The organism is Segeticoccus rhizosphaerae (assembly GCF_005222685.1).
Classification (GTDB): Bacteria; Actinomycetota; Actinomycetes; order Actinomycetales; family Dermatophilaceae; genus Segeticoccus; species Segeticoccus rhizosphaerae.
The window spans coordinates 168,723-183,166 of sequence record NZ_SWMA01000004.1; the positions used below are offsets into that span (position 1 = coordinate 168,723).

Annotated in this window: 18 protein-coding genes and 1 pseudogene; 6 read left to right on the plus strand and 13 right to left on the minus strand. The window is 69.2% G+C overall.

Going from position 1 to position 14,444, the window contains the following annotated elements; translation table 11 throughout:
• Positions 1-14: 14 nt before the first annotated feature.
• The 6 genes and pseudogenes from FCN22_RS05000 to FCN22_RS05020 form a co-directional block, all read right to left on the minus strand.
• Positions 15-1,250, minus strand: a complete 1,236-nt coding sequence (locus tag FCN22_RS05000) for an ABC transporter substrate-binding protein (protein ID WP_202911400.1) — start codon at positions 1,248-1,250, stop codon at positions 15-17.
• 37 nt (positions 1,251-1,287) lie between these two features.
• Positions 1,288-1,965 (minus strand): ABC transporter ATP-binding protein, encoded by a 678-nt coding sequence (locus tag FCN22_RS05005; RefSeq protein WP_238384528.1) that lies wholly within the window; start codon positions 1,963-1,965, stop codon positions 1,288-1,290.
• A gap of 10 nt (positions 1,966-1,975) precedes the next feature.
• Positions 1,976-2,683: an ABC transporter ATP-binding protein gene (locus FCN22_RS22100; RefSeq protein ID WP_338016633.1), complete on the minus strand. Its 708-nt coding sequence runs from the start codon at positions 2,681-2,683 to the stop codon at positions 1,976-1,978.
• A pseudogene (locus tag FCN22_RS22920) lies at positions 2,577-2,939 on the minus strand (ATP-binding cassette domain-containing protein); the annotation flags it as partial. The gene FCN22_RS22100 and the pseudogene FCN22_RS22920, both read right to left, overlap by 107 nt.
• Positions 2,890-3,387 (minus strand): nucleoside deaminase, encoded by a 498-nt coding sequence (locus FCN22_RS05015; RefSeq protein WP_137120433.1) that lies wholly within the window; start codon positions 3,385-3,387, stop codon positions 2,890-2,892. The gene FCN22_RS05015 and the pseudogene FCN22_RS22920, both read right to left, overlap by 50 nt.
• A gap of 106 nt (positions 3,388-3,493) precedes the next feature.
• The gene (locus FCN22_RS05020; RefSeq protein ID WP_137120434.1) at positions 3,494-4,690 is read right to left on the minus strand and encodes a trans-sulfuration enzyme family protein; all 1,197 of its coding nucleotides are present in this window, start codon (positions 4,688-4,690) and stop codon (positions 3,494-3,496) included.
• 242 nt (positions 4,691-4,932) lie between these two features.
• Between FCN22_RS05020 and FCN22_RS05025 the strand changes: the two genes are divergently transcribed.
• Genes FCN22_RS05025 through FCN22_RS21560 form a run of 4 tightly spaced genes read left to right on the plus strand, consistent with a single transcriptional unit; the run spans position 4,933 to position 7,043 of the window.
• A complete protein-coding gene (locus FCN22_RS05025) occupies positions 4,933-5,439 on the plus strand; it encodes an Lrp/AsnC family transcriptional regulator (protein WP_238384529.1) in 507 nt (168 codons plus the stop codon).
• Positions 5,436-6,113 (plus strand): GNAT family N-acetyltransferase, encoded by a 678-nt coding sequence (locus FCN22_RS05030; protein ID WP_137120436.1) that lies wholly within the window; start codon positions 5,436-5,438, stop codon positions 6,111-6,113. The genes FCN22_RS05025 and FCN22_RS05030 overlap by 4 nt, the downstream gene beginning before the upstream one ends.
• A 46-nt stretch (positions 6,114-6,159) precedes the next feature.
• A complete protein-coding gene (locus FCN22_RS05035; RefSeq protein WP_137120437.1) occupies positions 6,160-6,879 on the plus strand; it encodes an MOSC domain-containing protein in 720 nt (239 codons plus the stop codon).
• Positions 6,876-7,043 carry a hypothetical protein gene (locus FCN22_RS21560; RefSeq protein ID WP_162308138.1) on the plus strand — a complete coding sequence of 56 codons (168 nt, stop codon included), beginning with the start codon at positions 6,876-6,878 and terminating at the stop codon, positions 7,041-7,043. The genes FCN22_RS05035 and FCN22_RS21560 overlap by 4 nt, the downstream gene beginning before the upstream one ends.
• A gap of 119 nt (positions 7,044-7,162) precedes the next feature.
• Here FCN22_RS21560 and FCN22_RS05040 read toward each other — a convergent pair whose 3' ends face one another.
• Both FCN22_RS05040 and FCN22_RS05045 read right to left on the minus strand, forming a co-directional pair.
• Complete coding sequence (locus FCN22_RS05040) at positions 7,163-7,711, minus strand: hypothetical protein (RefSeq protein ID WP_238384530.1); 549 nt, start codon at positions 7,709-7,711, stop codon at positions 7,163-7,165.
• A gap of 126 nt (positions 7,712-7,837) precedes the next feature.
• A complete protein-coding gene (locus FCN22_RS05045) occupies positions 7,838-9,013 on the minus strand; it encodes an MFS transporter (RefSeq protein WP_202911401.1) in 1,176 nt (391 codons plus the stop codon).
• A gap of 536 nt (positions 9,014-9,549) precedes the next feature.
• Here FCN22_RS05045 and FCN22_RS05050 point away from each other — a divergent pair.
• Entirely contained in the window at positions 9,550-10,179 is a 630-nt protein-coding gene (locus tag FCN22_RS05050; protein WP_137120438.1) for a dihydrofolate reductase family protein, read from the plus strand.
• On the plus strand, positions 10,176-11,522 hold the full coding sequence (locus FCN22_RS05055) for an SCO6745 family protein (RefSeq protein WP_137120439.1): 1,347 nt from the start codon (positions 10,176-10,178) through the stop codon (positions 11,520-11,522). The genes FCN22_RS05050 and FCN22_RS05055 overlap by 4 nt, the downstream gene beginning before the upstream one ends.
• Positions 11,523-11,623: 101 nt before the next feature.
• Here FCN22_RS05055 and FCN22_RS22110 read toward each other — a convergent pair whose 3' ends face one another.
• From FCN22_RS22110 to FCN22_RS05075, 5 genes are all read right to left on the minus strand, one after another.
• Positions 11,624-11,779, minus strand: coding sequence for a dihydrofolate reductase family protein (locus FCN22_RS22110; RefSeq protein ID WP_137120440.1), 156 nt, complete (start codon positions 11,777-11,779; stop codon positions 11,624-11,626).
• Positions 11,706-13,097 carry an RNA polymerase sigma factor gene (locus FCN22_RS05065; RefSeq protein ID WP_137120441.1) on the minus strand — a complete coding sequence of 464 codons (1,392 nt, stop codon included), beginning with the start codon at positions 13,095-13,097 and terminating at the stop codon, positions 11,706-11,708. The genes FCN22_RS22110 and FCN22_RS05065 overlap by 74 nt, the downstream gene beginning before the upstream one ends.
• Before the next feature lie 23 nt (positions 13,098-13,120).
• Positions 13,121-13,495: a YciI family protein gene (locus FCN22_RS05070; protein WP_137120442.1), complete on the minus strand. Its 375-nt coding sequence runs from the start codon at positions 13,493-13,495 to the stop codon at positions 13,121-13,123.
• A gap of 192 nt (positions 13,496-13,687) precedes the next feature.
• The gene (locus FCN22_RS21840; RefSeq protein ID WP_202911402.1) at positions 13,688-13,834 is read right to left on the minus strand and encodes a hypothetical protein; all 147 of its coding nucleotides are present in this window, start codon (positions 13,832-13,834) and stop codon (positions 13,688-13,690) included.
• A 165-nt stretch (positions 13,835-13,999) separates the two neighbouring features.
• Positions 14,000-14,353 carry a VOC family protein gene (locus tag FCN22_RS05075; RefSeq protein WP_238384531.1) on the minus strand — a complete coding sequence of 118 codons (354 nt, stop codon included), beginning with the start codon at positions 14,351-14,353 and terminating at the stop codon, positions 14,000-14,002.
• Positions 14,354-14,444 lie beyond the last annotated feature (91 nt).

The following is a 14,444-nucleotide window of genomic DNA, read 5'->3' on the forward strand; positions in this document are numbered from 1 at the left end:
CGACCGTCCGGTGGTCAGAGCGAGCACGCCTTCGAGACCGGTTCGTAGGCGTCGGCGGCGGGGATCGTGTTGATGATCTTCTCGTAGTCCCAGGGCTCGTTGACCTCGCTCTTCTTCTTCACCTCGGCGAGGTAGGTGTCGTGGATGACGTTGTGGTCGGCGCGCACCTCACCGTCACGGAGGAAGACGTCGTTGAGCTTCTTGCCCTCGAGCTCGCCGACCACCGCGTCCGAGTCGTCGGTGCCGGCCCGCTGGACCGCCTCGAGGTACTGCAGCGCCGCGGAGTAGTTCGCGGCGTGGGCGAACGACGGCCGGGTGTCGGTCTTCTCCGTGAACCGGTCGGCCCACTCGCGGTTCTTCTTGTCGAAGTTCCAGTACCACGCGTCGGTGAAGGTGGTGCCCGCGAACTGGTCGACGCCGAGCGAGTGGATGTCGGTGATGAACATCAGGCCCACCGCCAGCGTCGCCTTGTCCCGCATCCCCGACTGGTTGAACTGCTTGACGAAGTTGATCAGGTCACCGCCAGCGGCCATGGTGCCGATCACGTCGGGTTTGCTCGAGGCGGCCTTGGTGATGAAGGTGGCGAAGTTGTCGTTGGGGAAGGGCGTCGGGATGCTCTGCTGCACCGTGCCGCCCCCCTCCTTGATCGCGGAGGTGAACGACTTGTTCATGTCCTGGCCGAACGCGTAGTCGGGATAGACCAGGCTCCACTTCTTCCCACCGTTCTTCACCTGGCTCGCGGCGCCCTTGGCGAGCATCGCCGTGTCGTAGGCCCAGTGGAAGGTGTACTTGTTGCACGAGGCACCCGTCAGCTCCGTCGTCCCGGCGCCCACGTCGATGAAGAGCTTCTTCTTCTGCTTGGCCACCCCTGCCACCGCGAGCGCCGCCGACGAGGTGGGCACGTCGAGGATGATGTCGGCCTTCTGCCGGTCATACATCTCCTGCGCCTTGGTGTTGGCGATGTCCGGCTTGTTCTGGTGATCCGCGCTGATCACCTCGATGTCGGACGCGACGGCCTTGTCGCCGTACTTCTTCTGGTAGTCGGCGACGGCCATCTTGACGGCCTCGACGCTGTTGGGCCCGGACAGGTCCTTGTAGACGCCGGACTGGTCGTTGAGCACGGCGAGCACGACCTTGTCGTCGCTGATCTTGCCGCCCCCGGCGCTCGGACCGCCGCCGCCACAGCCGGCGAGCACCAGCGCACCGGTCATGCAGGCCGCGATCGCGGCGCTCTTGGTCTTGCGTGCCATGTCGACTCCTTGGAGGTCAGGGGGTGGAGGTGGTGGGTCAGATGCCGAGGTGCTCGAGCAGCTCGTGCTCGCGGGCCTGGAACTGCGCGTTGTCCAGCTGCTCGACGACGCGGCCCTGGGCCAGCAGGTAGTGGCGGTCGGCGACGGTGGCCGCGAAGGTGACGTTCTGCTCCACGAGTAGGACGCCGACGCCGTGGTCGGTGATCTGGCGGATGATCTCGCCGATGCGCTGGACGATGACCGGGGCCAGGCCCTCGCTGGGCTCGTCGAGGAGCAGCAACGAGGAACCCATCCGCAGCACCCGGGCCATCGCGAGCATCTGCTGCTCGCCACCCGACAGCTGCGTGCCCATGGAGGCTCGCCGGTCGGCGAGCGCCGGAAACGCCTCGTAGATCTGCTCGACCGGCCAGGCACGGTCGGCCGAGACGACGGGGGGAAGCGTGAGGTTCTCCTCGACGGTGAGGCTCGCGTAGATCCCGCGGTCGTCGGGGACCCAGCCGATGCCGGCCCGGGCCCGGGCGTTGGGGGAGAGCCGGTCGAGGTCGCGCTCGTCGAGGCGCAGCTGCCCCTCGAGGCTGCGGTGCAGGCCCATGACACACCGCAGCAGGGTCGTCTTGCCGGCGCCGTTGCGGCCCACCAGCGTGGCGACCTCACCCTCGTGCACCGCGAGGGACACGTCGGTCAGGACCTGCGCCTCGCCATACCAGGCAGACACGCTCGTCACCTCAAGCATGGGGCTGTCCGAGGTATGCCGTGACCACGTCAGGGTTGGTGCGCACCTCGTCGTAGGTCCCCTCGGCGAGGATCTCGCCCTGCTGCAGGACGGTCACCCGGTCGGCGAGGCTGCCGACGACGTGCATGTTGTGGTCGACGAGCACGACGGTGCGGCCGGTGGCGATCCGCCGGACCAGCTCGATGGTGCGGTCCACGTCCTCCAGACCCATGCCGGCGGTCGGCTCGTCGAGCAGCAGCAGCTTGGGGTCGAGGGCCAGCGCGAGCGCGAGCTCGAGGGCCCGCTTCTGCCCGTAGGCGAACTGGCCGGCCGGGCGGTGGGCGAGGTGCGCCATACCGACCTGGTCGAGCAGCTCGTGGGCGCGTCCGTGGAAGGTCGCGAGGCGGCGCTCGGACTGCCAGAACCGCCGGCCGAGCCCGGTCGGGGAGGCGAGCGCCAGCTCGAGGTGCTCGAGGGCGGTCAGCTGGTCGAACAGGCTGGTGATCTGGAAGGAACGGGCGACGCCGAGGTGCGCGATCTGCTCGGGCTGTTGCCCGGTGATGTCGCGGCCCTCGAGGGTGATCGTGCCCGAGGTCGGGGTGAGGAGCCCCGGTGAGCAGGTTGAACAACGTCGTCTTGCCCGCGCCGTTGGGCCCGACCAACGCCTGGACCGTGCCCCTCTCGATGTCGAGGTCGACGCCGCGGACCGCCTGGAAGCCACGGAACTCCTTGGTGAGCCCGCGGGTCGCGAGCAGGACCTCGCGCTCCGTGCGGGCCGGTGCCATGGGACTCCCTTCGAGCATCGCGGCTCGGCCGCAGCGAGGGGCCGAGTGCCAGAACGCTAGGGCCGCGCGCCGCGGGCCATCTATGGGCCCGGGGGACACGAACCGGCCCCGCACCATATCGGCGGAGCACACCCCTGTCGGGTCAGGCGTCGCCGGCGACGGAGCGGCGGTGCAGCTCGCGCATCTCCTCATCGAGCCCGGTCACGGGCCCTTCCACCGCGACCTGAGGGGCCACCTCCTGGACCGGGATGGGGCGCACCGGCGAGTCGGGCGCGCCGAGCTCGCGGCGCCAGCCGACCAGCTGCGCGGAGGAGTGGATGTAGACGATCCGCCCCAGTCCGACCCAGCCGTGCGCGGCCGAGCACATCGGACAGTGCTCACCCGAGGTGAAGACGCTGGCCGCCGCGCGCTCCGGCGCGGTGAGGTGGCTCGCCGCCCACCGCGCCAGCGCGAACTCCGGGTGCCGCGTCTCGTCGCCGCGCGACACCTCATGGTTGCGGTCCTCGGCCAGCATGGTGCCGTCGCCGCCGACCAGCACCGAGCCGAAGGGGCCGTCGCCGTCGGCCAGCGCCTCACGCGCCAGCTCGATGCAGCGGCGCAGGTGCCCCAGCTCGGCCTCGTTGGGCTGGTATGCCGTCATCCTCGCTCCCGTCCCCGTCGTGGCAGTCCGGGGCCCAGCCTAGGCCGGGCCCCGGCGGATCTTCGTGACGTTTTCGGTCGCTGTGGGCGAGCGGGGACCGGGAGGATCAGGTGGTGGGGGTGACGGCGCCGAGGGCCTTGTCGAGGTCGACGATCAGGTCGCTGGGGTCCTCGAGGCCGACCGAAAGGCGCAGCACCGACGCGGCCGGGCGTGCCTCGGGCGCGACGGGCCGGTGGGTCAGCGACGCCGGGTGCTGGATGAGGCTGTCGACGCCGCCGAGCGACACGGCGTGGGTGATGAGCTGCACCGCGTCCGCGACCTGCGCGGCCGCGGCATACCCACCGCGCACGCTGAAGGCGAGCACCGCTCCGGGACCGGACATCTGGCGTCCGACGAGTCCCTGCGGGTCGCATCCGGCGAGGCCGGGGTAGTGGACCGCGTCGACAGCGGGCTGTTCGGCGAGCCACTCGGCGAGCCGGCGGGCGCCGTCCTGCTGGGCGCGGACGCGGATGGTCAGGGTCTGCAGCCCACGGTGCAGCTGGTAGGCCGCGATCGGGTGCAGCAGCCCGCCGGTGAGCGCGCGCACCTGGCGCAGCCGGCTCGACCACTCGGGGCCGGCCGCGACCACGCCGCCCATGACATCGCCGTGGCCGCCGAGGTACTTCGTGGCCGAGTGCAGCACCAGCGCGGCGCCCTGCCGGCGGGGACGCTGCAGGACCGGCGTGGCGAAGGTGTTGTCGACGAGCACCGGCACGTCGGCGGCCTGCGCGCACACCGCCGACAGGTCGAGCAGCTCGAGGGTCGGGTTGGCGGGGGTCTCGACGACGACCAGGCCGGTGTCGGGGCGGATCGCGTCGCCGACGGTGTCGGCGGTGGCCCAGGTGACGGCGGTGCCGAGCAGGCCGGTCGCGAGCACGTGGTCGGACCCGCCATACAGCGGGCGCACGGCGACGACGTGCGACTTGCCGGCGGAGACCGTGGCGAGCAGGCAGGCGCTGAGCGCGGCCATGCCGCTCGCGAAGGCGACCGCCTCCTCGCATCCCTCGAGCTCGGCCAGGGCCGTCTCGAACCTGGCCACGGTGGGGTTCCAGAGCCGCTGGTAGACGTGGCTGTCGGTGGCGGTCGGCCGCCCGCCGGTGGCCATGGTCTCGTAGGCGTCGCCGCCGTGCTCGACGTCGGGCAGCGGGTTGGTCGTCGACAGGTCGATCGGCGGGACGTGCACTCCGGCGGCGGCCAGGTCGTCGCGACCGGCGTGGACGGCGCGGGTCGACAGAGGATCGGTGAAAGCTGGCGTGGTGGTCATGTATGGCTCCAGAGGGTCAACGGCGGTCCGCTCATGATGGAAGGATCCACGACATAGGGCAATAGATCCGCAGAACATGCGAAAGTGACCCTGTTGGCGAGGTCTTGCTTCGTATGACGGAGGCCGCCGCCGCGCGCGGCCGCAGATCGTGCATCGAGCTGGGGTGGCCCGGCGCGGCTACCCCGCGGCTCGGTGGCTCCACTCCGTCTTCGCCGCCCGTCGTCGCCGCTAGGCTCGCGGTCGTGTCTCCTGTCCCACCAGCGCGTGCGCCGGGGCCCGACCCGCGCCCGCGGCCGCGGCTCGACGACGTGGACCGACGCCTCGTGGCCCTGCTCGAGGCAGACGGGCGGATGCCCAACAACGCGCTCGCTCGGGAGGCGGGGATCGCGGAGTCGACCTGCGTGGCGAGGGTGCGGTCGTTGCGCGAGCGGGGCGTCATCCGCGGCATCCACGCCGACGTCGACGTGGCCGCGCTGGGACTGCCGATCGAGGCGATGGTCGCGGTGCGGTTCGGGGGCCACCAGCGCGAGCACTTCGAGCAGTTCCGCGAAGGGGTGCCGCGGTTGCCGGGCGTGCTCGGCACCTACCACGTCAGCGGCGCGAACGACTACCTCGTCCACGTCGCCGCGGCGTCGCCGGACGCGTTGCGCGACTTCGTGCTCGACCACCTCACCAACCGGCCGGGGGTGGCCAACGTGGAGACCAGTCTGATCTTCGAGCACGTCCGCAGCGGTCCCGATCTCACATGATCGGTGACCTCTCCGACCTCGCCTGGCCGCAGCACACCGCACGGTTGACCCTGCGTCCGCTCACGGTGGATGACGCCGAGGCCGTGCACGGGTTTCGTTCGTTGCCAGAGGTGGTCGCCTACCTGAGCCACGGCGTCCTCACCATGGAGGAGACGCGGGCGCGAGTCGCTGCGCGGGTGGCGCGGGGGAGACCGGGAGCCGAGCGGCCGCAGCTCGCGCTGGCGGTCTGCGACCGCGAGACCGGCGCGGTCATCGGCGACGCCGCGATCGGCATACGCCTCGCGGGATGCATCACCGCGGAGGGCACGACCGAGCGCGAGGGCACGCTCGGCTACGTGCTGCACCCGTCGGTGCAGGGCATCGGGCTGGGCACCGAGCTTGCCGCGGCCCTGTTGGAGATCGGGTTTGGGCAGATGGGGTTGCGCCGGATCACGGCCGACGTCTTCGCCGACGCCGTGCCGTCGGCCAGGCTGCTGCGCCGGCTCGGTCTGCGTCAGGAGCGTCGTGCCGTGGCATCGGTGCTCGGCCGCGACGGGCGCTGGCTGGACGACCTGACCTTTTGCCATGCTCCGCGACGAGTGGCTCGGGCGAGATGGCGGGTGAGCCGTGGTCGAGTGCGGGCGCGGCTCCAGTCTCCGGCCGGGATCTCGCTCGTTGCGCCGAAGTTCGCGTGAGAGGCTCGGTGGGACAAGTGCGGCGAAGGCCTGCAAGGAGGCTGGTGTGAGTCTGACCGTGCGCGAGATCCATCGCTACCCGGTCAAGTCCATGCTGGGGGAGCGGCTGGAGGCGGTCGAGCTGGACGACCGTGGGCTGGTGGGCGACAGGTGGTGGGCGGTCCGCGACGGCAGCGGACGGTTTGCCAGCGGCAAGAACTCGCGGCGATTCCACCGGATGGACCCGGTTTTCGGGTGCAGCGCATCGATGGACGAGAGCGGGACGATGGTGGCGCTGCCCGACGGGACGTCGCTGCTGGCCTCCGACCCCCGACTCAACGAGCGGCTGTCGGAGCTGTTCGGCGAGTCGGTCGAGCTCGTGCGTGAGGGGGAGACGGTGCGGCCAGGGCTGGGCGTCGTCGAGCACTACGACGCCGCGCCGGTCAGCCTCATCGGCACCGCCACCCTTGCTGCGGCGGCCGAGCTGGTCGGCGACGACGAACCGCTCGACCCGCGCCGCTTCCGCGCCAACCTCGTTGTGGAGACCGACGAGCCGTATGCCGAGGACGGCTGGCTCGGGCGGACGCTCGAGATGGGTGGCGTCCGGCTCTACGTGACGGAGCAGATCGAACGGTGTCGCACCGTCGACGTGCAACAGGGCGACGTACCACGACACGGCCGAGTGCTGAAAGCCCTGGGGGAGCAGCGCGATCTGCTGCTCGCGGTCTACGCCGAGCCGATCGTCACCGGCCGGATCCGCATCGGTGATACCGTCACCGTCCGATGACGCGGCCGCTCTGCGTGCCGGGCGAGGCGGTGCCCATCCGATCCCAGGGGCTGGTGGCCAGACGTTCTGGCTTCGACCTCACCGAGACCCTTGCCTTCGAGCGCCGGCGCAAGGGTCGCGTGCTGCACATGCAGACTTGGAGCCGGGCCCTCAACCACCGTTGACTCGTGTTGATCGGTGCCTCACGGGTGTGCGACCAGTTCGGACAGCTCCTGCGCTCACCTACAAAGCGAGCTGCGGGAGTTGCACAGCGGCACAGGGTCTGGTCGTCGCGGTTGATCCCCTAGAGATCCAGAAGCCCTTTCAGGCCTCGTTGCTGCTCGCCCTGCTGCGCGCCCAGCACGACGAGCACACCGGTCAGGGCAGGAATGGCCCATTGCAGCATCTGGAGCTGCTTCTGCGCCTTGGCGAGCTTGTCCGACGCACCGGCTGAGGGCTCCGTCGCACCTTCCGCACCCTCGCTCACCCGCTCGGCGACCTGCTTGCCCAACCATCCGGAGTATCCGGTCACGCCCATCGCCACCACTGTCACCAAGGTCTTGACGACCGTGTTGGCCTGGGTAGCCCCATCGTTCGCAAGCCGTTTACGGTTTCCCCCGATCAGGCCCAACCCACCGACGGTGTGGATGCCGGCCGCGGCGATCTGAACGGGTGTCCACCGAGCCCACCCCAGGGACGACAAGCGGACGCGCTCGGAGGGGCTTTTGGCTTTTGCGGTCGCGCCGTTCAAGCCCACCGCGCCCATCAGCGAGCCCCCGAACCATGTCGCTAACGACAGGTCGTGAGCGACCCTGGACACCGTGTTTGTTGAGGCCATATCGAGCGAAGTCATCAAGTCCTACCTTCATCAATGGCAGCGAACGTTTCAACAACGCCGATACCCGGATCACTCCACTCGAAACAGGCCCCATCAGTCCCGAAGAGAGCCTGATGTGGCTGCTGTTCACAGCAGGGCGCGTCAGGCAGGATGGGGCGCTGGTGGGCGTTCGTGGGCGAATATCGGCACAGCAGCGCTGGCAGCAACGGCCGCGGATGCCGCGAAGATCGTGAAGGCGACGCCGAACCCCGCCGGGAGTACGGCTTGGAAGACGAGGCTGCCAGTGCCGAACCCGAGGAACAACACGACGGCCATGAAGGCGACAGCTTGACCGCGGGCGGCCGGAAGGTCGGTGGCGATCCCGGCGAGCAGGGGCTGGGTCAGGTCATAGCCCAAGGACAGCAGCGTCACCAGCAGCGCCGCCAGAACCAGCGACCCCGGTAGCGCGAGGCCGGCCGCGGCGACAGCCGTGACAACGAGTCCAGCGGGGATGAGTCGGGCCCGCCCAAACCGGTCCGCCGCGCGACCGAGGATCGGGCCGAAGGCGAAGCCGGGTACGCCGTAGCCGAGCAGGGCCAGGCCGATTCCGATGGGGCCGAGCCCGTACCGGCCGTGCAAGTACACGCCGAGCCAGGTGTAGATCCCCGACTGCAGCACCGCGTTCACCGCGACGTAGGCGTAGCAGCGCCGGGCTCGGGGCTGCCGTAGCAACGCGGCGTAGCCGGCGGCGACTGCCCGGATCGACATTGACTCGCTCACGCCCAAACGTCTTGGGATGAGGCGGGCGCCGGCGACGGCCAAGAGGGCCCCTCCGACCGCGACCACGGCGAAGAGCCCCCGCCAGCCGATCATCGGCTCGGCCAGTGCGCCAGCGGTCGATCCGGCGGCCATCCCGGCTGCCATCCCGCCGAAGAGCCACCCGATGGCCGGGCCGCGTTCGGCGTAGTCGAGCAGGTCTCCGATCAGCATCAACGAGACGGGCACGATGCCTGCCGCACCGAGTCCGGCGGCGGCCCGTAGACCGATGAACCAGCCGGTCGACGGTGCGAGCGAGGTGACGAGCGCGAGCAGGGTGAAGCAGGCCAGCGCGACGAGGATGACCGGGCGACGGCCGAATCGGTCGGCGACCGGACCCCATACCAGCGTCATCACCCCGTAGGGGATCAGGTAGGCCGGGACCGCCAGGCCCATGACGCCGACGCCCACCCCGAACACCTCCGCCAGGCGGGGCAGGATCGGCGCGATCATGAACGCCTGGGCGAACACCACGAACGCAGCCCCCACCAACACGCCCAGCAGCCCTCGAGACCGAGTCACCTACCCGGACCCAAGGGCGACGTCACCCCGGGCGATGGCCCATCGGCGCCCATGGCGCGAACCCGGTTCAGCCGTGACCCTGGCCGTAGGGGGACGTTGTGTGGATCCCCCCGGCCAGGGCCAGCGTGAGGCCGAGGGCGATGCCGACGCCGATGCTGCCGATGAAGATCACACCAACGATCATGCCGACGAGCAGTCCGGTGCTGCTTGCTCGGATGACAGGATTGCGTCCGAGCGATGGAGAAGGGTGTTGAGCAGCCATCACGACCTGATTTCTAACAACAAATCACTACACTTTTAGAATCCTCCCTCGCAGTGGTCCAGTCAAGTGCCAGTCGAGTGGGCCGGAGCCATGGCGGAACCCGGGCTGCTGCGTGTCTGGTGCCGCAGTGGAAGTCATCAGTGCCGTGACCGCGACCGCCGAGGGGGACGCCAGGTGAGCCTGTCGGCGACCATGACAGGGATGATGACGAGATGAGTTCTGTTCGATTCACTGGTCGATAGGAGGAAGCGATCTCGAGTTGAAGGAGGACGCCGTGGGACAGGTCATCGCCAATGCGTCAATGTCGCTGGATGGTTACATCGCCAAGCAGGACAACACGATCGGTCGGCTCTTCGAGTGGTTGCAGAACGGCGACGTCGAGATCCGCACCGTCGATGACCGCATCACCTTGCACATGAGCAGGGCCAGCGCCGAGTACTGGCACAAGTGGGCCGGCGGGCTGGGTGCGCTGGTGTGCGGACGCACCTTGTTCGACTTCACCGATGGGTGGGATGGCATGCACACGATGGGAGTGCCGGTGGTGGTCCTGACCCACCAGATCCCGACAGACTGGGTCGAGGACCACCCGGCCGCACCGTTCCACTTCGTCACCGACGGCGTGGAGGCGGCGGTGACCCAGGCCCAGGAGATCGCCGGCGAACGCACGGTGGCGGTGACGGCCGGAACCATCGCGCGGCAATGCCTCGAACTCGGCCTGCTCGACGCGGTCGCTGTTGACCTCGTGCCCGTGGTCATGGGACAGGGCCGGCCCTTCTTCGGCGAGCTGAGTGCAGACGACGTCCCGCTGGGCGACCCGATCGAGTGCGTCCAGGGAGATCGCGTCACCCACCTGATGTTCCCGGTCGAGCAGAACATGACACCGTCGGTGGAGGCAGAAGCATGAGGACGCTGCACGTCGGCCTCCGTGTGCAGGACCTCGATCATTCGCTGGAGTTCTATTCCCACCTCGGGTACGACGTCGTCGGTGCGGTGCCCGCGACAGAGCTCGGCAGTCTGACGATGTTGAAGCTGCCGACCGACCCGTTCGTCAGCCTCGAACTCGTCCACGATCCCGGTGCCGAGGCGACCATCCCGGTGGGTCTCAACCACCTCGTCATCCAGGTGGAAGCCTTGCACGATGCCGTCGCTCGCCTCGCTGCGCTCGGCATCGACGTGCAGGAGCCCACCTCGCCGAGCGGCTCGGAGGACTTCTGGACCACGTGGCTCCATGATCCCGACGGCTACAGGATCGAGCTCGTCCAGTGGCCTTCACATCATGCCGAAGGTATGACGAGTGCTGACTTTCCAGGGCAGGCGCCGCCCGCGGCAGGGGGCCGACACGCGAATCCTCCTACCGACGCGAGTGCGCACGCCGCAGACCGGGAGCGGGCGGGGGCCAGCGAGCACAGGGCAGCGTTCACCGCGATGAGCCCCCTGGCTCGCAGGATGTTCGACCTCGTCGAGCCGATTGGCGTCATCCCCTACTCGGCTGACGAACCCAACGAGGCCATGTTCGCCTTGGGTTTCACCAACTACTGGGACACCTACTTCGCCGGTCGGGCGGCACCGCTCGGCAGCTCTGTGCCCGCCGAGGTGGTCCACGCGCTCTTCTACAACTTCGCACCGGGTGAGGTGGCCCGCCACATCCCGAAGGTCTGGAACACGACCACACCGGAGGCTGCGATCGCCGCCCGCCAGCATGGCTGTGCCAATGCGCTGCGTCAGATCATCGGTGGCCTCGTCGACACGCCAGGCTTCACCCGCGCGGTCGAGCTGCTCACCAAGGCCGCGACCAGCGCTCCGCTCGAAGGCCGCCCCATGTACGCCGCGCTGCGCACCCTGCCGCTTCCGCGGGATCCGGTGACCCGCCTCTTCCACGCCGCCTCACTTCTGCGCGAGCATCGCGGCGACGGGCACATCGTCGCCCTCATGGCCGAGGGCATCGGCGGCCTCGAGGCCCACGTCCTGTCCGCCCTCGACATCGGGATCCCGGCCAGGAGCTTCGGCCGGATCCACCACCTCCCCACCATGCAACTGACCGCCCTCATCGACGGGATGAAAACCCGGGGACTCATCAAGGACGAGGCGACGTTCACTCCTGCCGGCCGACAGGCCAAGGACCGAGTCGAGGCCTTGACCGACGACCTCGCCGTCGTGCCCTACGAGGTCCTAAACACGGCCGAGCTCAACGAGCTGATCGAGGCCCTCGAGCCGCTCGCGCGGACGCTCACCTCCGCACAGGCTTGAGCCGAGCCTCACGCCGGAGGGCGACGGCGTGCACGCCGTCGATCATCTGCCGGGTCAGCCCGCTGCCTCGGCGTAGGTGGCGATGATCGCCTCCGTGCCGGTCACCACGCTGTCGACCAGCTGCAGCGGTCGCAGCCCCCGTCATCGTGGAAGAGGCGCTTTCCGCCGCCCACCACCAGCGGGTCAATCATCAGCCGGAGTTCGTCGACCAGGCCCAGGGCCATCAGCGTCTGGACGAGGCCGGGGCTGCCGATCACATGCAGGCTCTTCCCCTCCTGAGACTTCAGTGGGTCTCGAGGCGCGACTCAGGTTCAGTTCGGCTCGAGCCTGCAGGACCGTACGTTCGCCCTCGTTTCTGGTGCGCGCGACCGCCTCGGCGAACGCCTCGCTGGCCCGCGCGTGGAGCCCGGCCCTTTCGAGCAGGTCTCCGCGCACACTCGGCACGAGCGGCGAGTCGCCGAGCGCACCAGCGTCCAGCCCCTCCAGCACCGCAAGCCCCGCGTCCGGGCCGAACGCTCGCCCGTGCGCGACAGCCCGGTTCACCTCGACGACCGGCCCCGGTGCGGCGTCGGCCAGGACGTCATACAGCGCTGCGATCCGACGCCAGTCCGTGTCCTCGGCGCGCTTTGCGCGGGCGTGCTGGGCGCCGATCAAGGCCTGTAAGAAGTACTTCCCGACCGCCTTGCCGCGCGCGGCGAGGCGCTCCGCCTGCTCCAGGGCGGCCATCCCGCGCCGGATCAGCGACTGGTCCCACCGCGTCCGGTCCTGCGCCTCCAGCAGGACCGGCGTGCCGTGCTCATTGAGCCGGGCGGGCATCCGCGAGCCCTGGAGCTCAAGCAGCGCCTGCAGCCCGAGCACCTCGGGCTCGTGGGGAGCGACGTCGACCAGCATGCGTGCGAGCCTGGTCGCCTCGCTCGCCAAGTCGGGGCGCATCCATTCCTGGCCAGAGGTGGCGGTGTATCCCTCGTTGAAGATCAGGTAGATCACGGCCATGACATCGTCCAGACGCCTGGCCCGTTCCACCCCCGTGGGCAGCTCGAACTCGGCGTGTGCTGCGGACAGTGTCTTCTTTGCTCGTGAGATGCGTTGTCCCATGGTCGATTCCGTGACCAAAAAGCCACGGGCGATCTCTGCGGTGGTGAGCCCTCCGACCAGACGCAGCGTCAGCGCGGCGCGGGACTCGGCAGTCAGGCAGGGGTGGCAGGACAAGAAGATGAGCCGCAAGACGTCGTCCTCGACGTAGTCGACCTGGCCGGCGAGGTCGGGCATCTGCTCATCCCCTACCCCGCGGGCATATTCGACCTGCTCGATCTTGCGGCGAAGGCTGTCGGCGCGCCGGAAGTGGTCGATGCCGCGCCGCTTGGCGATGGTCATCAGCCACGCGATCGGGTTCTTCGGGACCCCGGTCGTGGGCCACTGTTCGAGCGCGGACACGAGTGCGTCCTGGGCGAGGTCCTCGGCCAGCTCCACGTCACGGGTCATCCGGGTAAGAGCACCGACGAGGCGGGCCGACTCGGCCCGCCACGCCGCGACGATGGCTTCGGCCGGGTCGTCCGCACTGTCTTCTGCCGGCACGAGGCCAGCGTAGTGAATCCTGTTCAGTCGCCCGGTGTGTCAGGGCCCGTGGAGATCTGACGCAAGGTGGCGACCACGGTGATCTCGGGCCAGTACTTGGCGTGCAACTCGGCGAACTCCCGCTGATCGGCCACGGCCTCCTCGAGGGTGTCGTACTGCAGGATGGCCCAGCCTCCGACAACCTCCTTGGCCTCGGCGTACGGCCCGTCGACCCGGCTGACCTCGCCCTTGCGGACGACGAAGTTCACGGCGTCTTCAGTTCCGTACAGACCGCCGCCGTCGAGGAACACACCCTTGGCGGCCTGTTCGCTGATGTAGGCGTCCATCGCGTCGAACAGCGCCTGTGGCGGCGTGCCGACGCCCTCTTCCATCCTCACGAATCCCATGAAACGCGGCATCTTGATCACTCCTATTGGTTGCCGGGGAGATGCTTCTCATCCGTACGTCGAACGAGCGCCAACGTCTTCGACATCGACCATAGAAGTTTCTTCGACCGTGCCGCCATCCCCCGTGTCCCCCCCCGGGCGCAGTAGAGCGCCACCGGCACAAACCGGCTCCGCGGGCCCCTGGGCAGGGGCCCGCGGAGCGCGCTACCAGACGCGTCGGCGGGTGCCGCCAATCGGGACGAGATTGAGCACGAGCCCGACGATGAGCAGGATGATGCCGATCCATAGCAGGACCTTGAGGCTGGCGACGATCAGTCCGATGATGATGAGGATGATGCCTAGCGCGATCACGGTGAACCCCTCGGTAGATGTTGAGAACTAGTGAGCGCTGACGCTAGCACCGCGACACGCCCTGCGCCCCCGACACGCTGGACCGTCTGCGGCGACGGCGAGCGCCCGATCGGCAGGACCCCGAGCCGGGCGACCCACGCGATTCGCTGGCGGGTACCGCTCGCCTCAGTCCCAGCAGAGGCAGAAGGGGTGACCTGCCGGATCGAGGTAGACCCTGAACGAGTCACCTGCTGCCTGGCCCGGCTGTACGTCGTGCTTCGAGGCGCCCAGTTCCAGCACGCGAGCCTCGACCGCGTCGACGTCGTCCACCGTCAGGTCGAGGTGGAATTGCTGCGGCCGCTCGCCATCCGGCCATGTCGGCGCCGCGAACTCTTCCACCTGCTGGAACGCCAGACGCAGACCGTCCACCGTGAGGACCACCCATTCGTCCTCGACGAACGTGACCTCCCCGCCGAGCACAGCATGGTAGAACTCGGCGAGTGCCTTGGGGGCGGGGCAATCGAGGACCACGGAGCGCATACGTGCGAGCGGCATGGCCCGAGTCTGCCACGGGCCGCGGCGCACCACCTGGACTTATCGGAGTAGTGGCGCCCGTCCCGCCGATCACCCA